Origin of the sequence: Sphingomonas sp. SORGH_AS_0789 (assembly GCF_031453055.1) — a bacterium.
In the GTDB taxonomy this organism is placed as follows: Bacteria; Pseudomonadota; Alphaproteobacteria; order Sphingomonadales; family Sphingomonadaceae; genus Sphingomonas.
Window position 1 is genome coordinate 294,133 of the sequence record NZ_JAVIYV010000001.1, and the last position, 21,626, is coordinate 315,758.

Genomic DNA, 21,626 nt, shown 5'->3' on the forward strand with positions numbered 1-21,626 from the left:
CGATGATCCGCCACCCCGGCTTGCCGAGAGCGCCCGGTCGAGCCCTGGGCGCATGGTCAGCGGGGCCTTAGCGGCCGTTGCAGCTGAAATAGACCGAGGTGAAGACGGGCGGACCGGCTTCCTGCGGGCCGCCATTGTCGGTCGGGCCGACACCGGCGGCGCGGATCGTCGTGCGGTCCGAACCCGCACCGGCCACGATGTTGACGCAGGCGACGCCGGAATTGGTCGACTTCACGATACCGTTGATGAAGGTCATGTCGGCCCCGCCGCGCAGACGGATCGCGGCGGGCGCGAGCGCGGTCTGGAGGAAGGTGAAGTTGGCATAGCGGCCGAAGGTGCGCGGCAGCAGCTCCTCGGCATTGTTCGAGTCGATCTCGGTCGAGAAGCTGTCGGCGGTCGCGCCGATCGTGCGCTGCGCCGCGATCAGGAACTGCATGAAGCCGCGATAGCCATTGTCGATGTCGAAGCCGTCATCGTCCGCGCCGGTGATCGCGATATATTTCAGGTTCGACGTGCCGCCGAAGATCTCGATGCCGTCATCGGCCGAATTGTGGCTCTGGATATGGTCCAGAACCGTGCCCGAGCCGGTGCCGCCCAGCGTCAGCCCCTGAAGCTCGTTGCCGTCCGAAATGGCGATGCCCGAATAGCGGATCTGGACATAGGACATCTGGCCCGACGAGTCGGCCTGGTTCGCGCCGCCATAGAAGCGGCCGGTCACGCCCTCGATCGCCAGCTGGCAGGTGGTCGACGAACCGGCGGCGTTGTTCGGGCCGGTGCCCGACACGCAGACCGCGGTCGGCGCGCGGCCGAGCAGGATGATGCCGCCCCACTGGCCCTGAGACGCGTCGGACACGCCGTTGCTGACCAGATTCTGCTGCGAGGTGAAGATGATCGGCGCGTCGCGGGTGCCGACCGCCGAAATCTTCGAGCCGCGATTGACCAGCAGCAGGTCGTTGGTCGCCTCGGTCGAGTCCGCCGCGATCACCACGCCGGGCGCGATGGTCAGCGTGACGCCCGAACCACCGGTGGAACCCAGGTCGCTGCCGACCTCGGTCTGGCCACGCAGGCGATAGACGACGCCCGCGATCTTGGGCAGCGACAGGTCGGCGGAAATGGTCTGCGGCAGGCGGCAGAAGCGCAGGCTGGGCGAGGACGAACTGTTGGTGCCGTCATCGATCGTGCCGGTCGGGCAGACCGAGGTGGCGGCGGCATAGGTGCCGATCGACGGCACCGCCGTACACCGCGCGCCCGAACCGCCGAACTCCGCCGAGGTCGAGTTGCAGGTCCAGCCCTGGAAGGCGGTGTCGGACGGGCCGTTGAGCGCGCCGACATAGTTGGTCGAGGTGAAGAAGCCGTTGATGATCGACGGATCGGCGGCGGTGGTCAGCGAGGTGCTGCTGGCGGGATAGATGCCGTTCAGCGTGGCCCCGGTGCCGTTGACGTTGTTGTTGCTGCCCGCATTGACGATCGCAAGCTGTTCGTCGGCGGTGACCGAGACGCCGTTGACCGCCGTCACGGCGGCGAACTGCGCGGCGGTGATGTTGGCGGTGGGCGTCGGGGTCGGCGAGGCGCTCGGCGTCGGGGTGGGCTGCACGATCACCACGCTGCCCGCACCCGGCGACGCCACGCTGTCCGCGCCGCCGCACGCGGCCAGCGCGGCGCAGGCCGCGCTCGTCATGAGAAGAAGGCCGAACCGCTTGATGCTCGCCATCGCCGAAACACTCCCGATCTTGTCATTGCTCTATCGGGCGAAGAGCCGCCCGCCGACCGATCCGGGACACGTCCCCCCATCGATCATGACACGGGCGTTAGGCGCAGCAGATGACGCCAAGATGCAGTTTTCGAGAATCTTTTATGACATATCCGCGTCGGTGATGTGACAGCCGGTCAGACGGCGTCCGCCCCCAGCGGCTCCTCCACATCGAGCGTGCTGGAGACAGGAATCGCGATGGTGCAATGGACCCCTTCGGCCCCCAGCTCATAGGTCGTCCTGGCACCCAACTGATAGGGAAGCGCGCGTTCGATCAGCTCGCGGCCCTGCCCCCTGCCGGGCCAGGTGCCCGCCGGCGCCATGTCGACCCCGCTTTCGCGCCAGTCGATATGCAGCCACGGCTTGCCCTCGGTCCCGCCGGGGCGCAGCGCCCAGCGGATCGCCAAATGGCCGCCCGACTGACGCAGCGCGCCATATTTGACGGCATTGGTCGCCAGTTCGTGCAGCGCCATGGCCAGCGTATGCACGGTCGAGGAGCGGAGCCGCACACCCGCCGGGCCCTCCAGCGTGACGCGATCGGCGCCGCCGTCCATCGCCATCAGCTCGGTGCGGATCAGGTCGTCGAACGCGACGCGGTCATGCTCCCCCAGCCGCGACAGCATCGCCTGCACCCGCGACAGCGCCGCCAGCCGGTCGTCGAAATGGGCGCGGAATTCGGGCAGGTCGCGGCTGGTGCGCGTGCTGTGGTCCGCGATCGACCGGACGATCCCCATCAGGTTGCTGGTCCGATGCTGCAACTCGGCGATCAGCACGCGTTGCAGCGCCTCGCTCTTGCGCAGTTCCTGGTCGGCCCGTCGCCGCTCGGTCAGGTCGGTGGTGACGACGAGGAAGCGGTTCCCGTGCCCGCCGCTGTCGGGCAGCAGCGATATGATGCTGCTCGCCCACACTTCCGTTCCGTCGGGGCGGCAATAGCGTTTGTCGAGGCTGCTCGGCATTCCGGTTTCGGCCGCGTTGGCAATCGCCTTCAGGCTGGGCGCGAGATAGGCGGGATGGGTGACCTCGGCGACGTTCAGCGCCAGCACCTCCTCGCGCGGCCGGCCCAATATCCGGCACAATTCCTCGTTCACCCGGACGAAACACCCGTCCGAGGTGATGACCGACAGCCCGACCGGCGCGGTGGCGAAGATCGCGGCGAGCTGTCCCTCGGTTTCGGCCAGCTTGATCTGCACGACCTCCTCGCGAAGCCGCACGATCTCCGCCTGCGAGCGTTTCCATTCGGTGATGTCGCGGGTCGTGGTGGCGATGCCGTCGCCCAGTTTCACCACCGTCTGGAAGAACCAGCCGTCGAACTGCTCATGCGCGTAATAGCGTTCGTCCTGTTCGGCCACGCCGGTTTCGGTGACGCGGCAGAAGGTGTCGAAAATGCCCTCCTGCACGACGCCCGGATTGCGCTCGAGCAGGCTCTCGCCCCGCACCTCGCCATATTTGCTTTGCGAGGTGTGGTTGTTGAGCACCCAGCGGAAATCGACGATCCGCCCCGCTTCGTCCCGGATCGCCTCGAACACCTGGATCATGTCGGTCGAGGCGTCCATGGTCGCCTGGAGCAGTTCGGGGCTCACCTGCAATCTGGGCATGGGCTGGGGCATCGGTCCCTCGCGATCTGGCATATCCCCGCCATCATGCCCTGTCCGCGCCAAAAGGGGAAATGGCGCCGCCGCTATGACGGCTGGCGGCGGCGGGCATCGATGCTCCACGCGCCGCCGCCAACAAAGGCCAGGTAGAAGAAGACGAAGCAATAGAGGATCGCCTCGCTGCCGCCATTGACGCCGGGCCAGATGCTGGAGGGCAGGTGCGCGGTGAAATAGGCGACCGCCATCTCGCCCGAGGCGATGAAGGCCGCGATCCGCGTGAACAGGCCGAGGGTCAGCAGGACGCCGAGCCCGATCTCCAGCACCGCCGCGACGACGAGCAGGGTCGGCAGCGGATCGGGCACGCCGGGCTGGGGGATCGGAAAATGGAACAGCTTCATCACCCCATGCTCCATGAAGAGCAGCGCGGCGACGATGCGCAGGAGGCTGAGGATGCGGGGAGCCCAGACGGACATGGCGCAATCTTTCATAATGGGCCGGAGCGCCTGTGCACGGCGCCCCGGCAGGGAGGGTCAGGCGATGGCGGCTTTCACCGTCTCGGCCAGCGGGGTGGTCGGGCGGCCGATCAGGCGCGACAGCTGGCGCCCGTCATCGAACAGCGCGCCTTGCGAGGCGGCGACATCCCACCCCGCGATCGCGTGCGCCAGTCCTTCGGGCAGTCCGAAGCCGGTCAGCGCGGCGGCATAGTCGGCGGCGGGCATGTCCCGGTACGCGATATCGCGGCGGGTCTGGTGCGAGAGTTCCGCCGCCAGGTCCGGCAAGGTCCAGGCGGTGTCGCCCGCCAGTTCATAGGTCCGGCCCGCCTGCGCCGCATCGGTCAGCACGATGGCCGCCGCCTCGGCATAATCGGCACGCGCGGCGGAGGATATCTTCGCGTCACCCGCGCTGCCGATCAGCGCCCCCGCCGCCAGCGCGCCGGGGAGCGAGCCGGTGTAATTCTCGCTATACCAGCCGTTGCGCAGGATCGTCGCGGGGATTCCCGCCTCGGCCAGCGCGGCCTCGGTCGCCAGATGCTCGGCCGCCAGGTCGAGCGGCGAGCGGTCGGCGTGGAGCAGGCTGGTATAGACGATCCGCCCCACCCCGGCCTGGACCGCCGCCGCGATCACGGCGCGATGCTGCGCCACCCGCTGACCGACCTCGCTCGACGAGATCAGCAGCAGCGTGTCGACCCCGGCCAGCGCCGGGGCAAGACGGTCGGCCTGTGCATAGTCGAAGGCCCGCGCCTCCACGCCCAGATCGGCGGCCTTGTCGGGCGAGCGGGCGAGCGCGACGATCGGCTCGGCGGTGCCCATGGCCTTCAGGTGCCGGATGACGAGGCGGCCGAGCTGGCCGGTGGCGCCGGTAACGGCAATGGTCATGACATTCGCTCCTTGTGCGTGATCAATGGAATCGGAAGGCGGAGATCGCCGCGCCCGCGACAGTCTCCGAATAGATGCGTTCGCCCGCGCCCTCGGCCGCCCCGGCGGCGACCATCAGCGGCAGGAGATGCTCGGCCTGGGGATGGGCCACGCCGCGCGGCCGGGGCGGTTTCCCAGCGGATCAGCGCCTCGGCCCGCGCCGCGCCGTTTTGCGTCGCCGCATGGGTCAGCCAGGCGTCGAAGGCCGCGCTCGGCTCGGCGGCGCGCGGACTGCCGAACAGGCGCAGATTGTGAAAGCTCATGCCCGACGCCAGGATCAGCACGCCCTCGTCACGCAAGGCCGCCAGCGCCCGGCCCGCCGCGACATGCCGTTCGGGGTCGAGCCCGCGATCCACCGACATCACGACGACCGGAATCTCCGCCTCGGGCCACGCCACCTTCATCGGCACGAAGACGCCGTGATCGAGACCACGGCTCGGATCGACCGAGGCGACCAGCCCCGCCTCGCGCAGCAGCGTGGCAGCGCGTGCCGCCACCGCCGGAGCACCCGGCGCATCGTAGCGCAGCGCATAGGTGTGCGCCGGGAAGCCATAATAGTCATAGATCAGCGCGGGCCGCTCGGCGCCGGTGAAGGCGAAGCCGTCCGTCTCCCAATGCCCCGACACGACCAGCACCGCGCGCGGCCGCTCCGCCAGCGTGCCCGGCAATGCCCGCAGGAACGCGCCCATCCCGGTCCAGATGCCGCGCGGGTCGTCCATGAAGAAACAGGGACCGCCGCCATGGGGAATGAAGAGGCTGGGTTGGCGCATGGGACATCCTTTCGCCGACCGATATGGAATGGCCCCGCATCCGTGATAATCGACGTTCTGATAGAATGACCTTCAACCAGGAGTATCAAATGGCGGACCGACTGACCGGCATGGAGGTGTTCGTCCGCGCGATCCGGCTGGGCGGACTGTCCTCCGCCGGGCGGGCGATGGGCATGTCGCCGACCATGGCGGCACGGCATCTCGACGCGCTGGAGGCGCGGCTCGGCACCACGCTGGTCCAGCGTTCGACGCGGCGGCTGGCGCTGACCGATGCGGGGGCGGCCTATCTCGACCGCGCCGAGCGGGTGCTGGCCGAGATCGCCGAAGCCGATGCCGATGCCTCGGCCCAGTCGCGCGCGGTCGAGGGGCTGCTCCGCGTCAGCGCGCCCGCGACCTTCGGCGTGATGCATGTCGCCGGGCTGGCCGCCGAATTCCATCGTCGCCACCCCGGCGTCACGATCGAGCTGGGGCTGGACGACCGCTATGTCGACCTGCTGGAGGAGCGGTGGGACATGGCGATCCGCATCGGTCGGCTGAGCGACAGCGCGCTGGTCGCGCGCCGCCTGGCGCCCGTCCGCCTCGCCATCTGCGCCGCCCCCGCCTATCTGGCCGAACGGGGCCTGCCGCGCACGCTGGACGATCTGCGCGACCATGACTGCCTGGGCTATACGCTGATGACCCAGCCGGGCGCGACGATGTGGGGCTTTGGTCGCGACGGCAGCCGCCTGGTGCCCGTCCGGGGATCGCTGCACGCCAATAACGGCGAGGCGCTGGTCCGCGCGGCGATCGCGGGACAGGGACTGGTCTATGGCCCCCGCTTCATCGCCGCCGACGCGATCCGCCGGGGCGAACTGGTCGAGGTGACGCTCGATGCCGATTACATGGCGCTGGGCGCGGTCCATTCGGTGACGCACAGCCGCCGCCGCCTGTCCGCGCGCGTCCGCGCCTGGATCGACTTCCTGGTCGAGCGCATACCCGGCATGGCGCAGGACTGGTGATCCGCGCTAGGCGGCGTGTCCGGCGGCCTCCGCCTGTCTGTCCGTGACGATCAGGCCGGGACGGCCCAGCAGATAGCCCTGCGCTTCGTTGCACCCCTCGGCCCGGAGGAAGTCGAGCTGCGAGGCGGTTTCCACGCCTTCGGCCAGGATCGGGATCGACAGGCTTTCGCCCAGCGCCAGCACCGCGCGGATGATCGCCGCCGATTGCGGGGCGAAGTCGAGTTCGCTCATGAACGAGCGGTCGAGCTTGATCTTGTCGAAGGGAAAGGATCGCAGCGTCGACAGCGATGAATAGCCGGTGCCGAAATCGTCCATCGCGATCGACACGCCGAGCGCCTTCAACTGGCGCAGGACATGCGTGGTCCGCTCGGGGTCGGCGATCATCGCGGACTCGGTGATCTCCAGCTCCAGCCGGGCGGGCGTCATGCCGGTTTCGATCAGGATCTGATGGACCAGCCGGGGCAGGTCGACATGGCCGAGCTGGACCGGCGACAGGTTCACCGCGATCTTCCAGGGGACCGGCCAGGCCGCCGCCTCCCGGCAGGCGCGCCGCAGGACCCATTCGCCGATCGGCAGGATCAGCCCGGTCTGCTCGGCGATCGCGATGAACTCGAACGGCGACACGCTGGTGCCGTCGGGCTTGGTCCAGCGCAGCAGCGCCTCATAGCCGGTGGTCTCGCCCGTCTCGACCGAGGCCTGGACCTGCCAGTGGATCGCGAATTGTTCCTGGTCCAGCGCGTCGCGCAGCTCGGTGGCGATGCGCCGACGGGCCCGGACCGCCTGATCCATATCCTCTTCGTAAAAGCAGAAGTCGGTCGCGATGCTCGACTTGGCGCGGTACATGGCCAGATCGGCATTGTTGATCAGCGCCGATATCTCGTCGGCGTCCTGCGGCCACAGCGCGACGCCCACGCTCATGCCGCAACTCAGCGACGAGCGGTCATAGTCGACCGGCCGTGTGATGGCGCCGCGCAGCCGGTCGATCAGGTCGATCGCATCCTCATGATCCTCGATGGCGGTCAGCGCCACGAACTCGTCCCCGCCCAGCCGGGCCAGGAACTCGCCGGGGCGCGCCATCTGCTTCATCCGCGCCCCGATGGTGGTCAGCAGATGGTCACCCGCCGCATGGCCGTGCGTGTCGTTGACGTCCTTGAACCGGTCGAGATCGATCGACAGCAGCGCCAGGCGGCGTCCCGGTCCGTCGGCCGCGGTCTGACGGTGCGACCATTCCAGGAACGAGGCGCGGTTGGGTAGGCCGGTCAGGCCGTCGTTGCGCGCCAGATGCGCGATCCGCCGCTCCTGCGCCAGCCGCTGGCGCACGTCGCGAAGCGCATAGATCATGTACGAGCTGCCATGGTCCCGGTCGACCCGCAAGGCGATCTCGATCGGTATGGCGGAGCCATCGGCGGCCTCGATATTGCGCTGGGTCAGCACGCCCGGCTGGATCGATGCGATGTCCGAGACCCAGCGGCCGAGCGACTGGCCCGGCACCTCGTCGCCGTCGATGCCCAGCAGATCGGCGAATGCGTGGTTCGCCTCGATGATGACGCCGTCGCTCTCGACGATCATGGCATCGACGCTGCCCTCCATCACCTGTTCCAGCCGACGCTGCGAGGCGACACGGGCGGATATGTCGAGGACATAGGTGGCAAAGCCGGTGCCGAGCACCAGCATCCCCACCACCGCGACCGCCCAGGCCATGATCATCGTCGCGCCCTGGCTGTCGGGCTGGCCCAGCCCCGGCTCGACCGGGACGATCGCCAGCGCCGCCATGCCGGTGAAGTGGAGCAGGACGATGCTCGTCACCATCAGCGTGGTCGCGGGCCACAGCGTGTCCCGCTTGCCCGTCGACAGCGCGCGGCCGAACGCCAGCGCGCCGAACAGGACCGAGAACAGGACCGAGGCCGCCACATAGGCGCTCGACCACGACACCAGCCCGCGGGCGGCGAAAGCCATCATGCCGGTATAATGCATGGCGGTGACCGCCAGTCCGAACAGCGCACCGCCCAGCATCGGCGCGAACGCCCCGCGCCGCACCGCCACGTCCAGCGCGATCGAGCTGCCGACGATCGCGATCAGCAGCGACAATCCGGTCAGCAACGGGTCGTAGACCACCGTCACGCCCGGCTGATAGGCGATCATGGCGATGAAATGGGTGCACCAGATCGTCGCGCCGGTGGATACGCCCCCCATGAACGTCCAGGCCAGCCGGGTGCCGGGATCGGCGGCGCGCAGACGCTGAAGGAGCCTTATCGTGATCGCCGAGCCGGTCAGGCAGAATATCGCGGCGAGCAACACCAGTCGCAGATCATGATCATGCGTCAGACAGGTCAGAAAGCGCATCGGTCCCTCCAGGACGGACGCGCTATAATCATATGTTAAATTTGGCTACAAATTTAGAGGTTAACATGCCTGGTTAACGGCACATGCGGCCCGGCCAACCCGCTGGGTCATCACGATATTGCGTTGGACGCAGACCCCTCCCCATCAGGCGAGGCGTGCCGCGATCCATGCCCTCCAGCATCCAGGGCCGATCGACATTTAGCGATGCCTTATCCTCCCCTCGCCCCTCGCAGAGGGGAGAGGGTTGCGCAGACTTGGCCTTTGCGAAAGCAAAGGCTTAGTCGGAGCTGGGTGAGGGGTGGGCGCTCGCGAAGCGAGCGCGCGAGCCTTTGGGCTCGCTCAACCCCTCACCCAAGCTGCGCTAGCCAGCAAGCTGGCAAGCTTCGCTAACCCTCTCCCCTGTCCAGGGGAGAGGGGAAGAAGACGCAATACTGAGTGTCGATCCGGCCTAGGCGCGGCGGGAATGCGGGCGCGGTGCCAGCTGGTCCAGCGCGTCGGCATTGTCGCGCCCCCAGCCATAGAGGAGTTCGACCGGCTCGACGAAGCGTCGGCCTAGATCGGTCAGGCGATATTCGACCTCGGGCGGCATGGCGCTGCGCACATGGCGGCTGATCAGGCCGCTCCCCTCCATGTCGCGCACTGTCTGGGTCAGCATTTTCTTCGAGATGCCCGGCAGGCTGCGCTGGAGCACCCCGGTACGGGCGACGCCGCCATGACGCGCGTGCAGCGTGTGGAGCACCATGCTGGTCCATTTGGTGGCGAACAGCTCCAGCACGCGGCGGGGCGCGCAATCCTCGCGCCATTCCTCGTCGGGGGTTCCGGGCTGCATATGGTTACCTTTCCGTGCCTGGGGGCCCAGATGGTGCCGTCTGGAAGCCGCGCAAGGCCATGCCTAGCTGGGGCAGCGACAAGGAGGCGTGGATGACGAAGACGGCATTGGTAGTAGGCGCAAGCGGGATCGTCGGCGGTGCGACCGCGACGCTGCTCGTGGAACGGGGCTGGACGGTCCATGGTCTCGCACGGCGTCCCGTGGCGCAACCGGGCGTGGCGCCCGTCGCGGCCGACCTGCAGGATGCGGAGGCGACCGCTGCCGCGCTGCGCGACGTGAACCCCGATGCGGTGTTCATCACGACATGGCTGCGCCAGGACAGCGAGGCGGAGAATATCCGGGTCAATGCGGCGATGGTCCGCAACCTTCTGTCCGGCCTCCCCAGCCCGAGCGGCCCGCGCCACGTCGCGCTGGTCACCGGGCTGAAACATTATCTCGGCCCGTTCGAGGCCTATGGAAAGGGCACGCTGCCCCAAACCCCGTTCCGCGAGGAGCAGGGTCGGCTCGACGTCGAGAATTTCTATTATGCCCAGGAGGACGAGGTCTTTGCGGCGGCCGCGCGCGACGGCTTCACCTGGAGCGTCCATCGGCCGCACACCGTGATCGGGCGCGCGGTCGGCAATGCTATGAACATGGGCACGACGCTGGCCGTCTATGCGACGCTGTGCCGCGAGGCGGGGCGGCCGATGGTCTTTCCTGGGTCGGCGGCGCAATGGTCGGGGCTGACCGACATGACCGATGCGGGGCAGCTGGCGCGTCACCTGCTCTGGGCGACCGAGACCGAGGCGGCGCACGACCAGGCGTTCAACGTGGTGAACGGCGATGTCTTTCGCTGGCAATGGATGTGGGGCCGCATCGCCGACTGGTTCGGGGTCGAGGCCGCCGCGTTCGATGGCACCGTCCGGCCGCTGGAACAGCAGATGGCCGACTCCGCCGATACATGGCGCGACATCGCCGAACGCGAGACGCTGGTCGAGACGGACATCGCCCGGCTGGCCTCGCCCTGGCATAGCGACGCCGATCTCGGCCGCCCGATCGAGGTGGTGACCGACATGAGCAAGAGCCGACGGCTGGGCTTCACCGATTATCAGCCGACCGACGACGCCTTCTTCGCACTCTTCGCCCAGTTGCGCCGCGAGCGGCTGATCCCGTGAGGAGGGACGGCAGGGGCGCGGGGGCCGACTGGCCTAGTCGCGGCCGCCCCTGCTATCGTCGGCCATGGCCTCTCTGAATTTCGAGCTTCTGGACATAAGGGTGTTCGTGGCGATCGCGGACGGCAGGAGCTTCCTGCACGCCGCCCGCCAGCTGAACCTGTCGCAACCCGCGATCAGCCGCCGGGTCCAGAAGCTGGAGGCGACCATCGGCACCCCCTTGCTGGAGCGGACCACGCGGACGGTCCGCCTGACCCCGGCGGGGCAGGAGATCGTGCCGCTGCTCCGTCGGCTTCTGGGCGAGCTGGACGAATCGATGCTCGGCATGATGGCGCTGGGCGAGCGGCAGGCGGGGCGGCTGACCGTCGCCAGCATCCCCAGCGCGACGGTGCGGTTCCTGCCCGACGTGCTGGAGGCGCTGGGCCGCGACTATCGCAATGTGCGGGTGCGCGTGCTCGACCTGACCGCCACCGAATGCGCCGAGGCGGTGCGGACCGGCGAGGCGGAGTTCGCCATCACCCTGCCCGTCTCGGCGGACAGCGATCTGACCTATGAGCCGCTGACCGACGACCCTTATGGGCTGGTCTGTCGCGCCGACGATCCGCTGGCCGAACTGGTCGATCCGGCGTGGAGCGACCTGGCCGGGCTGCGGCTGGTCACGGTGCATCCGGGCAGCGGCAACCGCACCGCGCTCGACGCCGGGCTGGCCCGCGCGGGGATCGAGCTGCGCTGGTTCTATGAGGTGACGCGGCTCACCTCGGCGCTGGCGCTGGTGCAGGCGGGGCTGGGCCCCTCGGTCCTGCCCCGCCTGGCGTGCGAGGGGCCCGATGCGCGCGACCTGTTGTGGCGGCCGTTGCGCGGGGCGACGGTGACGCGCACCATCGGCGTGCTACGGCGCGGCTCCGCCACCCTGTCACCCGCCGCCGGTCGGCTGATGGGGCTGCTCACCGACGCCTGGGCCAACCGGCAGGCCCAGCCGCGCCCCGCCCCAGCGCGCGACGAGTAGGGACGCCGAGACATTGGCGGTGGCGCTGGTCAGCGCGCGGAGTTCGGACAGGAAGCGGTCGACCGCGATCAGCATGGCCGCCGCCCCGACCGGAATATCGGGCAGCAGCGACAGGGTGAGGAGCAGGGCCGAAAAGCCGCTGCCCGTCACCCCCGCTGCCGCTTTCGAGGTGACCAGCATGACGCCCAGATAGACCGCCACCCGCGCCGGGGTCAGCGCGATCCCCAGCGCCTCGCCCAGGAACAGCGTCGCGACGACCAGATAGACCGCCGTTCCCGCCAGGTTGAGCGAATAGCCCAGCGGCACGGTCAGGCCCGCCACGCTGCGCGGGCAGCCCAGCGCCTCCAGCTTCTGGATCAGGCGCGGCAACACCACCTCGGTCGAGGAGGTGCCGAGGACGATCAGGATCTCGTCGCGGAACACCCGCAGCAACGCGCCGCCGCCCAGGCCGGTGGTCAGCCATAGCAGCACCGCCAGCCCGGCGATCAACAGGGCGCAGGCCAGCGCCAGCGTCGCGACCAGCAGCCCCAGCGAGCCGATGAAGCCGACGCCATACGTCCCGACCGTGTATGCGATCGCGCCGAACGCCCCCACCGGTGCGGCGCGGATCAGAAAGCCGAAGATCGCGAATTGCAGCCGGGTCAGCGCCTCGACCGCGCGGACGATCGGCGCGCCCGCCTCGCCGATGCGCAGCAGGCCGAAACCGACCAGCCCGGCGACAAACAGCACCGGCAGGACGTCCCCCGCGGTGAAGGCGGAAAACAGCGTGTCGGGCACGATGCGGACCAGGAAATCTCCCGCCCCCGTGATATGGTGCCCGGCCAGCTGGCGCTCCACCTCGGCCATCGCCTCGCCATAAGGCGGCAGCGGCAGGCCGCGTCCCGGCTGCATCAGCGCCGCGATGCCCAGCCCGATGGCGAGCGCGGCGACCGTGATGCCCAGAAAGACGATCAGGCTGCGCAGCACCGTCGCGCCGGTGTCGCGCGCGGCGCCGTGGCGCACGATCCCCTCGACGATGGTGCAGAACAGCACCGGCGGCACCATCATCCGCATCGCCTTGACGAAGGCGATGCCCAGCGGCCCCAGATCGCGCCCGAAGGCCGGGGCCAGGACGCCGATCGCGGTCCCCGCAAATATGCCGATCAGCATCTGGACATAGAGGTGCCGCAAGGCGCGCAAGGTCGACCCACTCCCGATATATGCGCAAAACGCATCAAGCGGACCGATCATTGCATTTGATCGAAGCACCGCTCCTGATGCCTAGTGCCGGGTAAGGCATGATGGCTCAAGCCTCTGCCGCGCAACAAGAACCCGCAACCGAGCGGGCCCGACCGAGAGAGGTATGATGAAAGCGCCATTTGCAAGGTTAGGAACCGTGATGCCCCGGCGCGGCGCGCTGGGCCTCGCGCTGCTGCTGGGCCTGGGCACACTGGGCTTGGGCACGCTGGGCCAGCCCGCCGCCGCGCGCGAGACCAAAGCCGCCACGGTCCGCGAACTCCATGTCGTGACCTCGGGAGGCTTCACCGCCGCCTTCCAGGCGCTGGCGGCGAAATATGAGCGCGACACCGGCGTCCATATCGTCACCGAACACGGCCCCTCGATGGGCGACACGCCACAGGCGATCCCCAACCGGCTGGCGCGGCACGAGGATGCCGATGTCGTGATCCTCGCGCGCAGCGGGCTCGACAAGCTGGCACAGGCTGGGACCGTGACCAGCGGGACCGTCACCGACCTGGGCCTGTCCCGGATCGCGATGGCGGTGAAGGCCGGCGCCCCCGCCCCCGACATCGCCACCCCCGACGCGCTGCGCGCGACCCTGGTCCATGCCAGATCGGTCGCCTGGTCGGACAGCGCCTCGGGCGTCTATATCCAGTCAACGCTGCTCGACCGGCTGGGCGTCGCCGATCAGGTCCGGCCGAAGGGCCGGATGATCCCCGCCACCCCGGTCGGCCGGATCGTCGCCGAGGGCCAGGCCGAGATCGGCTTTCAGCAGCTGAGCGAATTGAAGCCGGTCAAGGGCATCCACATCGTCGGCCTGATCCCCGAATCGCTGCAAAAGGTGACGCCCTTCTCCGCCGGAGTCGTCGCCTATTCGCCGCATCAGGCGGAGGCGCGCGCGCTGATCGCCTATCTCGCCTCCCCCAAAGCCTATCCGATCATCCGCGAAAGCGGATTGGAACCCGCGTCGCAAAAGGCCAAGCCATGACCTCCGCCTCCACCCACGCATCCCTCCCCTTCCCCACCGCCGCCCCCGCTGCGGCCGAGCCGGTATCGCCCGAGCGTCGCCGTTCGGCATTCAAGTCGATCTTCATCGTTGCCAGCGGCAACTTCCTGGAGATGTTCGACTTCATGGTGTTCGGCTATTACGCCACCTATATCTCCAAGGCGTTCTTCCCCACGGGCAGCGACTTCGCCTCGCTGATGCTGACGCTGATGACCTTCGGCGCGGGCTTTCTGATGCGGCCGGTCGGCGCGCTGGTGCTGGGCGCCTATATCGACCGGCATGGGCGTCGCCAGGGCCTGCTCCTGACGCTGGGCCTGATGGCGCTCGGCACGCTCGCCATCGCGATCACCCCCACCTATGCGCAGATCGGCGTGGCCGCCCCGGTCATCATCCTGATCGGCCGACTGGTCCAGGGCCTGTCGGCGGGCGTCGAGGTCGGCGGCGTGTCGGTCTATCTCAACGAGATCGCGCCGCCGAACCGCAAGGGCTTCTTCTGTTCGTGGCAGTCGGCCAGCCAGCAGGCGGCGGTGGTCTTCGCCGCGCTGATCGGCCTGATCGTGTCGACCAGCCTCGATCCCGTCACGATGCAGGCCTGGGGCTGGCGCATTCCGTTCATCATCGGCTGCGTGATGATCCCCTTCCTGTTCGTCATCCGTCGCCACATGGAGGAGACCGAGGTCTTCCTGAAGCGCAAGGAGCATCCGCCGCTGTCGCAGATCATGCGGACCATCGGCGGCAACTGGGGCGTGGTGCTGCAGGGGGCACTGATGGCGGTGATGACGACCGTCTTCTTCTACATGATCACCGCCTATACACCGACCTTCGGCAACAAGGTGCTGTCGCTGACGCCGGGGGCCGCGCTGTTCGTCACGGCGTGCGTCGGCGTGACCAACTTCGTCCTGCTCCCCGTCATGGGCGCGCTGTCCGACCGGATCGGGCGCAAGCCCTTGCTGATCACCGCGACGCTGCTCGGCGCGCTGCTCGCCTATCCGCTGATGGGCTGGCTGGTCGCCGCGCCCAGCTTCGGGCGGCTGCTGACGGTCGAACTGCTGCTCGCGGCCATCTATGCCACCTATAATGGCGCGTTCATCGTCTATCTGACCGAGGCGATCCCGGCGCATGTCCGCACCGTCGGCTTCAGCCTGGCCTATAGCCTGGCCACCGCGATCTTCGGCGGCTTCACCCCCGCGATCAGCACCGCGCTGATCGGCGCGACCGGCGACAAGGCGATCCCCGGCGCGTGGTGCGCCGCCGCCGCCCTGCTCTCGCTGCTCGCCCTGCTGATCGGATCGCGCCTGAGCCGCCGCACCGCCCCCTGAACCCCTCGGCCGCCGCACGCCCCCCGGCGGCGCGGCGGCCCCCGTTCGCGATCATCGAGGCGGCGGCCACGGAGCCTCTCGCCCACCCCGAGAGGATGTCCGTCATGCACCGAGCCGCCATGCTCGCCATGGGCCTGTGCGCGCCCGTGCCCGCCGTCGCGCAGGCCGCCCCCGCCCCGGCGCAAGAAGATGTCGCCCGCCTGACCCGCCTGGTCGAACAGCAACAGGCGCAGATCGCGCGGCTGGAGGCCCGGCTGGCCGCGATCGAGGCCCAGGAGCCCAGGGCGGTCGCCGCCGCAGCCAACCCGGCACCGGGCCCCGCGCCTTTGGGTCAGCCCCTGCCCTCCGACGCCCATCCGGCCGCGCCGCCGCAGCTCGCCTCGCCATCGCCGCCCCGGCCCCAGAGCCGCCAGCCCGCGCCGCTGGGCCAGTCGCTCCCCTCCGACGCGCATCCCCCCTCGCTCGACGCGCGGCTGGCGCGGATCGAACAGGCGCAGAAACAGGGCGTCCAGGTCGACTGGTCGAAGGGGACGCCCGAATTCACCAGCGCCGACGGCAAATTCTCGTTCCGCCCGCGCGGCCGTATCCTGGTGGACGCGGCCACCACCGGCGGCAGCAGCCTGCCCGCGCGCAACGTCACCGGGACCACCGCCCGCTCGCTGCGCGTCGGTTTCGAGGGATCGATCGGCCGCCACCTGTCCTATCTGCTGGAGGGGGATTTCGCCGACAATGACGTGGCGATCAAATCCGCCTATCTCGCCTGGACGACGCGCTTTCTGGGCCAACAGACCGAGTTCGCGCTGGGCAACCGCCTGAACGATCGCGGGCTGGACGGGTCGAGCGGCACCATCTCCGTCCCCTTTCTGGAGCGAAACTTCGTCGGCCAGGGGATCATCCCGGTGCGCGGCTTCTTCGGGCTGGGCGCGGCGGCGCGCGTCTATGGCGATGGCTGGCATGTCGGGGTCCAGCTGTCGGGCGACGACATCAACAATCCGGGGACCGAGAGCGACGGCCTGACCATCGGCGCGCGGGCGCACTGGAACCCGGTCAAGACCGCCGACTGGCTGGTCCATCTGGGCGCCTGGGGCTTTCGCGAGCGCATCGCCGCCGATGCCAGCCGCCCGACGCGCCGCATCGCTGTCGGCGGCTTCTTCAACGACAATCTGCGGATCGCGCCGGGCACCTTCACCGGCGCGCGGTCGGGCACCGGCTATGGCCTGGAACTGGGGACGTTCCATAAGTCGCTATGGGCTTATGGCGAATATGGCCGACGACGGATCGAGAGCCGCACGGGCGCCGCGACCGACCAGTCGGCCTGGGCGGTGCAGGCGGGCTGGTTCCTGACCGGCGAGACCCCGCCCTATCTGACGCGCGGCGGCGTGTGGAGCCGCCCCAAGGTGCTGCACCCCTTCACTTCGGGCGGGCGCGGCGCGATCGAGCTGGCCACCCGCTATGAGGAACTGGATTACAGCGACAACCCCACCGCCGGGCGCGGCACCGCGCTGACGCTGGGGGTCAACTGGTATCTCAACAATTTCGTCCGGCTCCAGCTGAACGGGATCGACTGGACGGTCGCCAATCCGGCGCAGAATGCCGGGGCGTCGGATCACGGACGAACCCTGATCGGACGGGCGCAGATCGCCTTCTGACCTTTCCCGACCTTGCTCGCCCATCGGCCCGATCGGCGGGCATGCGGAGCCAAAGGACTGATCCATGTGTTGGATCGACCATGGGCGCGAAACACGAAGTCACGGCGGTCGAACAGGCCGACCGCCGGATCACGACGAAGGTCAACGGCCAGCGCGATGCGTGGCCCATGCGGGTGATCGGCACGGCCAGCGAGATCGGGGATCAGCCGCAGATGCGGACGATCTGCGCCGCGACGGTCCTGCTGGGCATCGCCCGGCGCGACCGGCACCTCGCCGAAACCGGGCTCCGGATGCTGGCCGCCCACACCATCGCCACCTGGGGCAAGAGCGGGATCAAGGCCGTGATCGACCGGAGGCGGCCGAAGGACGGCGACGACCCTCGGCTGTGCCCCGGCGACAGCGACCGTCACGAGGACAATTCCTTTCCTTCCGGTCACAGCGCAGGCGCGGTGGCGGTCGGCGAGGCGCTGGCGCGGGCCTATCCCGACCATGCGGTCGGCGCGCGTGGCGCGGCCTTGTCGGTGGCCGTCGTGCAGGTGCCGCGCGGCACGCATTATGCCGGGGATGTCGTCGCGGGGATCGCCATCGGCCTGATCGCCGAGCGGGCGAGCGACGCCGCAATCGGTCTGGCGCGACGATGGCTTGCGGCCGATCCGGACCGGGCACCTATCCGGGAATGACGGCGGGGCCCGTCCGATCGCCGGAGCGAACCCGCGATCGGACGGGCCGGTATCGCCGTTACGCGTCGGCCAGCGGCTTGGCCAGTTTCGGGGTCTGCTGGTGCTGCACGACGCGCCAGACCTCATGTTCGAGCCGCCGGATGACCGAGGTGCAATAGGCCTCATAGGCTTCGTCGCCCCGGCTGGCCGCGACGTGATAGCCGATGACGATCAACCCTTCCTGCGGACGCGACACCTGCCGCTCGGTCAGCTCGGCGCTGTCCCAGACGGGTGTGTCCGCCACCGCCGACACCGCCGCCTCGCCAGCCAGCACGAAGGGCGGCCGGGGCAGCACCATCACGACCTCGGCATCGACCTTTTCCCGGTAATTGTCCGGGCCCTGGGTCCACAGGCTTTCCTCGAAACTCCAGAGGCGTTCATCATCCATGTTGGGGACTCCCGATTGTAAAGCAAAGGGCGTGCGCGCCGGACAGCGACGGTCAGGCGAAGTCGCCGAGCGCGGCGGCTTCGTCGTCCGTGCGGTCCGGCAGCGGTTTCTCGGCCGGTGGAGTCCGGTCCGGATGGACGGGCGATCCGTCCTCCCCCGCCTTCTCGACGGGCGGGACGGCATGCGGCGCAGGCGAGGATTGGGGGTGATCGGACATGACGGCTCCACGGAGGCGGCCGACATGATCTCGTCGGCCCCGTCACAGAACGCCCCCGCACGCCATCGGAGCCGTCCGCCGATCAGGAAAATCGCCGGAGAGTCGCCGCCCCGGGCCGGGCCGTCAGCTTTTCGCCGTCACCGGCACCGAAACCCGCGCGCTCGCGGCCCGACCATGGTCCACCGGCGACGGGTCCGACCCGATATGCCGCATGGCGTAGAGACGCCGCAGGATGAGCGCCAGATCGTCTTCGGTCAGCTCGGACGCCGGATCGATCAGCACGCCTGCGGGCAAGCTCTCCACCCAGGCCGCCAGGCGGTTGCACGCTGCGCCGAGATCGGCATCGGAGCTGTCGTCGAAAGCGGCCATGCGATCAGCCTAATCCTTTCGCCGCCACCCGCAAGCATCATCGCCCGGACCGTCCGGAACGACCCTTGCCGGTGTTCGTCTGTACCCCGATCCCTTTTCAAGAGGCAGCGAGCGTGACCAGCACCAGACCGGCCCGGCGCGTCGTCGTCGCCGACGCCTCCAGCGGCGACGGAGGCCGGGGGCGTGATGTCGTGACCACGCCGGACGGCCGCTACATCGTCGTGCGGGGCCGGTTATGGCGAAAGGCCAACCCCGCTCTGGCCCCCGACGAGCGGCAGGCGCTGGTCGACGCGCTGATGCACGCCCGGCGCGCGATACGGACCGCGATGGCGCAGGAAGACGAGGCCGGGCTCCGCCACGCACGGGCGCTGGTCCAGGCCGCCAAGGTCGCGCTGGGCGAGCGCGGGCCGGTATGGTGGGACGATGGGACGCCCGACCTCAACCGCCACCTGATCCGCAACACCGGCTATGCCGAATGGTATGCCGACGGGGCGCCGCAGCGATGAACGTCTTCCTGGATTTCGAGGCATCCTCGCTCTCGGACAAGAGCCACCCGATCGAAGTGGCCTGGGTGTTCGAGGATGGCCGCTCGCAAAGCCATCTGATCGCGCCCGCGCCGGGCTGGACCGACTGGGACGCCGTCGCCGAGCGGATCCATGGCCTGTCGCGCGAGACGCTGGTCCGCGACGGCGCGGCGCATGATTTCGTCGCGCGGCAGATGGTCGAGCAGCTGTCCGGCCATGCGCTCTTCGCCAGCGCGCCGTCCTGGGACGGCAAATGGCTGAGCGCGCTGCTCCGCGCGGCGGGCTTTCCTCGCCACACGCTGCGCCTGCAGGACACCGACATCGCCTTGCGCGATGCGGCGATCCGCATCCTGCGCGACAGCGTGGCCCCCGATCGACTCGAGGCGCAGGTCGCGCGCCTCGTCGCATGGGCCAACGCGACCAAGGACACCACGCCCGCCCACCGCGCCCTTGCCGATGCGGTCGAGGAACGGGCGATCTGGCAAAGGGTGCAGGAGCAGGCGCAGGCGATTGTGACGGCATCGCCGCGGCCGCCGATTCCTCCCCTTGCTGGGGAGGAATAAGAGCGAAGGGCGATCGGCCTTGGGGCGAATCGACATTCAGGATCGCTTGTTCTTCCCCTCTCCCCTGGACAGGGGAGAGGGTTAGCGAAGCTTGCCAGCCTGCTGGCTAGCGCAGCTTGGGTGAGGGGTTGAGCGAGCCCAAAGGCTCGCGCGCTCGCCAAGCGAGCGCCCACCCCTCACCCAGCTCCGCCTAAGCCTTTGCTCTCGCAAAGGCCAAGTCTGCGCAACCCTCTCCCCTCTGCGAGGGGCGAGGGAAAGAAAGGCAATGCCGAACGGCGATCGGCCTTAGTTCAGCCCGCCGCCCAGCGAGCGATACAGTTCCACCATGTTGCTCGCCCGGTTGAGGCGCGTGGTGACGAGCAGTTGCTGCGCCGAATAGGCGGTACGCTGGGAATCGAGCGTCGTCAGGAAGGATTCGACCCCCGTCCGATAACGCGCGTCCGAAATCTTCAGCGCGACATTGGCCGCCTCCACGCGGGCGGTCTGCGCCGCGATCTGTTCGTCGATGGTGCCGCGCTGCGCCAGGGCATCCGCCACCTCGCGGAACGCGGTCTGGACGGTTTTCTCATAGGTCGAGACGGCGGCCTGCTGCTGCGCCCGCGCGACATCCAGATTGCCGCGGAGCCGTCCCCCGTCGAACAGCGGCAGCGATACCGACGGCGCGCCGGTATAGGTGAAGCTGCCCCCCGCGAAGAGACCGCTGAGCGCGGTGCTGATCGTGCCCAGCGTCGCGGTCAGCGAGATGCGGGGGAACATCGCCGCGCGCGCCGCGCCGATATTGGCGTTTTGCGCGATCAGCTGGTGCTCGGCCTGCAACACGTCGGGGCGGCGCAGCAATATGTCCGACGACAGGCCGGTGGGCAGCACCTGCAACGCCGCGTTCGCATCGCCCAGCCCCTGCGGCAGCAGTTCGCCGGCCACGGGCGCGCCGACCAGCAGGTCTAGCGCGTTCTTGTCCTGCGCCACCCGCGTCTTGAGCACCGCGATGTCATTGCGCGCGCCCTGATAGGTCGTCTCGGCCTGCCGCGCCTCCAACTCAGAGGCCACGCCGATACGGAATTGCGCCCGCGTCAGTTCCAGCGATTGCTCGAAGGATTTCAGCGACTCCTGCGAGATGCGCAGCTGATCCTGATCCGACGCATAGGTCAGCCAGGCCGTCGCGATCTCGGCGATCAGGCTGATGCGTGTCGAGCGCTGGGCTTCCTCGGTCGCGAAATACTGCTCCAGCGCCGCCCGGTTGAGGTTGCGGACACGACCGAACAGATCGAGTTCGAAGGCGGAGAAACCAGCATTGACTGAATAGAATTCCAGGTTGGACGAGGATGCCCCCACCCCGGCGCCCAGTCCGGTGCCGCCGGAACCCGCGCCGGTTCCGGTACCCGTGCCCGACCCTGTGCCCGTGCCGGTTCCACCACCGGCCGCCCCGCCCAGCGCGCCCGAGGCGCCCTGGATGTTGTTGGTATAGGTCCCCGAGGCGGACAGGGTCGTCGACGGCACCAGATCGGCACGCTGGATGCGATATTGCGCCCTGGCCTGCAGCACGTTGGCGGCGGCGATCCGCAGGTCGCGATTATTCTCCAGCCCCAGCGCGATGGTCCGGCGCAGCCGGTCGTCGGTGAAGAAGTCCCGCCACCCGATCCGGGTGACGTCGGGCGCGTCGGATGCCGCCGCCGGATAGATGCCGTCCTGGGGGAGCGTCGCCGGGACGGCTCCCACGGGGCGCACATATTTGGGGGCGAGATTGCACCCGGCCAGCGTCGTGGCCGCCAGCAGGGCCAGCGCGAATTTGGAATGGATCAC

General features: G+C 69.0%; 20 protein-coding genes and 1 pseudogene. 9 read left to right on the forward strand and 12 right to left on the reverse strand.

Features of this window, described 5'->3' with window-relative positions; genetic code table 11:
- Positions 1-67: 67 nt before the first annotated feature.
- From QE360_RS01260 to QE360_RS01280, 5 genes and pseudogenes are all read right to left on the reverse strand, one after another.
- Entirely contained in the window at positions 68-1,711 is a 1,644-nt protein-coding gene (locus QE360_RS01260; protein ID WP_309698688.1) for a hypothetical protein, read from the reverse strand.
- A gap of 176 nt (positions 1,712-1,887) precedes the next feature.
- Positions 1,888-3,357 (reverse strand): PAS domain S-box protein, encoded by a 1,470-nt coding sequence (locus tag QE360_RS01265; protein ID WP_309698690.1) that lies wholly within the window; start codon positions 3,355-3,357, stop codon positions 1,888-1,890.
- Between the two features lie 71 nt (positions 3,358-3,428).
- Entirely contained in the window at positions 3,429-3,815 is a 387-nt protein-coding gene (locus QE360_RS01270) for a DoxX family protein (protein WP_405052547.1), read from the reverse strand.
- Positions 3,816-3,872: 57 nt separating this feature from the next.
- Positions 3,873-4,718, reverse strand: coding sequence for an SDR family oxidoreductase (locus QE360_RS01275; RefSeq protein WP_309698695.1), 846 nt, complete (start codon positions 4,716-4,718; stop codon positions 3,873-3,875).
- A gap of 22 nt (positions 4,719-4,740) precedes the next feature.
- A pseudogene (locus tag QE360_RS01280) lies at positions 4,741-5,527 on the reverse strand (DODA-type extradiol aromatic ring-opening family dioxygenase).
- Between the two features lie 89 nt (positions 5,528-5,616).
- Here QE360_RS01280 and QE360_RS01285 point away from each other — a divergent pair.
- On the forward strand, positions 5,617-6,525 hold the full coding sequence (locus QE360_RS01285; protein ID WP_309698697.1) for a LysR family transcriptional regulator: 909 nt from the start codon (positions 5,617-5,619) through the stop codon (positions 6,523-6,525).
- Between the two features lie 6 nt (positions 6,526-6,531).
- Here QE360_RS01285 and QE360_RS01290 read toward each other — a convergent pair whose 3' ends face one another.
- Entirely contained in the window at positions 6,532-8,868 is a 2,337-nt protein-coding gene (locus QE360_RS01290) for an EAL domain-containing protein (RefSeq protein WP_309698699.1), read from the reverse strand.
- Between the two features lie 448 nt (positions 8,869-9,316).
- A complete protein-coding gene (locus QE360_RS01295) occupies positions 9,317-9,697 on the reverse strand; it encodes a helix-turn-helix domain-containing protein (protein ID WP_309698701.1) in 381 nt (126 codons plus the stop codon).
- A gap of 92 nt (positions 9,698-9,789) precedes the next feature.
- On the opposite strand from QE360_RS01295, the gene QE360_RS01300 reads away from it, so the two are divergent.
- Together QE360_RS01300 and QE360_RS01305 are read left to right on the forward strand one after the other, a co-directional pair.
- Entirely contained in the window at positions 9,790-10,851 is a 1,062-nt protein-coding gene (locus QE360_RS01300) for an SDR family oxidoreductase (protein ID WP_309698703.1), read from the forward strand.
- 64 nt (positions 10,852-10,915) lie between these two features.
- Complete coding sequence (locus QE360_RS01305; protein WP_309693523.1) at positions 10,916-11,854, forward strand: LysR family transcriptional regulator; 939 nt, start codon at positions 10,916-10,918, stop codon at positions 11,852-11,854.
- On the opposite strand, the gene QE360_RS01310 is transcribed toward QE360_RS01305, so the two are convergent.
- Positions 11,762-13,033: a cation:dicarboxylate symporter family transporter gene (locus QE360_RS01310; RefSeq protein WP_309698706.1), complete on the reverse strand. Its 1,272-nt coding sequence runs from the start codon at positions 13,031-13,033 to the stop codon at positions 11,762-11,764. The genes QE360_RS01305 and QE360_RS01310 overlap by 93 nt on opposite strands.
- Before the next feature lie 199 nt (positions 13,034-13,232).
- Here QE360_RS01310 and QE360_RS01315 point away from each other — a divergent pair, with 199 nt between their 5' ends.
- The 4 genes from QE360_RS01315 (at position 13,233) to QE360_RS01330 (ending at position 17,726) form a co-directional block, all read left to right on the forward strand.
- On the forward strand, positions 13,233-14,060 hold the full coding sequence (locus QE360_RS01315; RefSeq protein ID WP_309698708.1) for a substrate-binding domain-containing protein: 828 nt from the start codon (positions 13,233-13,235) through the stop codon (positions 14,058-14,060).
- Entirely contained in the window at positions 14,057-15,397 is a 1,341-nt protein-coding gene (locus tag QE360_RS01320) for an MFS transporter (protein ID WP_309698711.1), read from the forward strand. Before QE360_RS01315 ends, QE360_RS01320 begins: the two co-directional genes overlap by 4 nt.
- A gap of 104 nt (positions 15,398-15,501) precedes the next feature.
- Positions 15,502-17,046: a porin gene (locus QE360_RS01325; RefSeq protein WP_309698713.1), complete on the forward strand. Its 1,545-nt coding sequence runs from the start codon at positions 15,502-15,504 to the stop codon at positions 17,044-17,046.
- Between the two features lie 80 nt (positions 17,047-17,126).
- Positions 17,127-17,726, forward strand: coding sequence for a phosphatase PAP2 family protein (locus QE360_RS01330; RefSeq protein ID WP_309698715.1), 600 nt, complete (start codon positions 17,127-17,129; stop codon positions 17,724-17,726).
- 58 nt (positions 17,727-17,784) lie between these two features.
- Here the strand turns inward: QE360_RS01330 and QE360_RS01335 are convergent, their stop codons facing one another.
- From QE360_RS01335 to QE360_RS01345, 3 genes are all read right to left on the reverse strand, one after another.
- Complete coding sequence (locus QE360_RS01335) at positions 17,785-18,153, reverse strand: DUF4440 domain-containing protein (protein WP_309698717.1); 369 nt, start codon at positions 18,151-18,153, stop codon at positions 17,785-17,787.
- Between the two features lie 52 nt (positions 18,154-18,205).
- The gene (locus tag QE360_RS01340; protein WP_309698719.1) at positions 18,206-18,370 is read right to left on the reverse strand and encodes a hypothetical protein; all 165 of its coding nucleotides are present in this window, start codon (positions 18,368-18,370) and stop codon (positions 18,206-18,208) included.
- A 123-nt stretch (positions 18,371-18,493) separates the two neighbouring features.
- Positions 18,494-18,739, reverse strand: coding sequence for a hypothetical protein (locus tag QE360_RS01345; RefSeq protein ID WP_309698721.1), 246 nt, complete (start codon positions 18,737-18,739; stop codon positions 18,494-18,496).
- Between the two features lie 113 nt (positions 18,740-18,852).
- Between QE360_RS01345 and QE360_RS01350 the strand changes: the two genes are divergently transcribed.
- Positions 18,853-19,245 (forward strand): hypothetical protein, encoded by a 393-nt coding sequence (locus tag QE360_RS01350; protein WP_309698723.1) that lies wholly within the window; start codon positions 18,853-18,855, stop codon positions 19,243-19,245.
- Positions 19,242-19,826, forward strand: coding sequence for a transcriptional regulator (locus tag QE360_RS01355; protein WP_309698725.1), 585 nt, complete (start codon positions 19,242-19,244; stop codon positions 19,824-19,826). The genes QE360_RS01350 and QE360_RS01355 overlap by 4 nt, the downstream gene beginning before the upstream one ends.
- 285 nt (positions 19,827-20,111) lie before the next feature.
- Here QE360_RS01355 and QE360_RS01360 read toward each other — a convergent pair whose 3' ends face one another.
- Positions 20,112-21,626: an efflux transporter outer membrane subunit gene (locus QE360_RS01360; protein ID WP_405052549.1), complete on the reverse strand. Its 1,515-nt coding sequence runs from the start codon at positions 21,624-21,626 to the stop codon at positions 20,112-20,114.

What these genes read in the sequence shown, in the direction of transcription:
- QE360_RS01330 (WP_309698715.1), top strand. Translation starts at nt 17,127, where the DNA reads ATGGGCGCGAAACACGAAGTCACGGCGGTCGAACAGGCCGACCGCCGG.
- QE360_RS01305 (WP_309693523.1), top strand. Translation starts at nt 10,916, where the DNA reads ATGGCCTCTCTGAATTTCGAGCTTCTGGACATAAGGGTGTTCGTGGCG.
- QE360_RS01315 (WP_309698708.1), top strand. Translation starts at nt 13,233, where the DNA reads ATGCCCCGGCGCGGCGCGCTGGGCCTCGCGCTGCTGCTGGGCCTGGGC.
- QE360_RS01335 (WP_309698717.1), bottom strand. Translation starts at nt 18,153, where the DNA reads ATGGATGATGAACGCCTCTGGAGTTTCGAGGAAAGCCTGTGGACCCAG.
- QE360_RS01285 (WP_309698697.1), top strand. Translation starts at nt 5,617, where the DNA reads ATGGCGGACCGACTGACCGGCATGGAGGTGTTCGTCCGCGCGATCCGG.
- QE360_RS01265 (WP_309698690.1), bottom strand. Translation starts at nt 3,357, where the DNA reads ATGCCCCAGCCCATGCCCAGATTGCAGGTGAGCCCCGAACTGCTCCAG.
- QE360_RS01290 (WP_309698699.1), bottom strand. Translation starts at nt 8,868, where the DNA reads ATGCGCTTTCTGACCTGTCTGACGCATGATCATGATCTGCGACTGGTG.
- QE360_RS01295 (WP_309698701.1), bottom strand. Translation starts at nt 9,697, where the DNA reads ATGCAGCCCGGAACCCCCGACGAGGAATGGCGCGAGGATTGCGCGCCC.
- QE360_RS01260 (WP_309698688.1), bottom strand. Translation starts at nt 1,711, where the DNA reads ATGGCGAGCATCAAGCGGTTCGGCCTTCTTCTCATGACGAGCGCGGCC.
- QE360_RS01340 (WP_309698719.1), bottom strand. Translation starts at nt 18,370, where the DNA reads ATGTCCGATCACCCCCAATCCTCGCCTGCGCCGCATGCCGTCCCGCCC.
- QE360_RS01270 (WP_405052547.1), bottom strand. Translation starts at nt 3,815, where the DNA reads ATGTCCGTCTGGGCTCCCCGCATCCTCAGCCTCCTGCGCATCGTCGCC.
- QE360_RS01345 (WP_309698721.1), bottom strand. Translation starts at nt 18,739, where the DNA reads ATGGCCGCTTTCGACGACAGCTCCGATGCCGATCTCGGCGCAGCGTGC.
- QE360_RS01300 (WP_309698703.1), top strand. Translation starts at nt 9,790, where the DNA reads ATGACGAAGACGGCATTGGTAGTAGGCGCAAGCGGGATCGTCGGCGGT.
- QE360_RS01320 (WP_309698711.1), top strand. Translation starts at nt 14,057, where the DNA reads ATGACCTCCGCCTCCACCCACGCATCCCTCCCCTTCCCCACCGCCGCC.
- QE360_RS01355 (WP_309698725.1), top strand. Translation starts at nt 19,242, where the DNA reads ATGAACGTCTTCCTGGATTTCGAGGCATCCTCGCTCTCGGACAAGAGC.
- QE360_RS01275 (WP_309698695.1), bottom strand. Translation starts at nt 4,718, where the DNA reads ATGACCATTGCCGTTACCGGCGCCACCGGCCAGCTCGGCCGCCTCGTC.
- QE360_RS01325 (WP_309698713.1), top strand. Translation starts at nt 15,502, where the DNA reads ATGCACCGAGCCGCCATGCTCGCCATGGGCCTGTGCGCGCCCGTGCCC.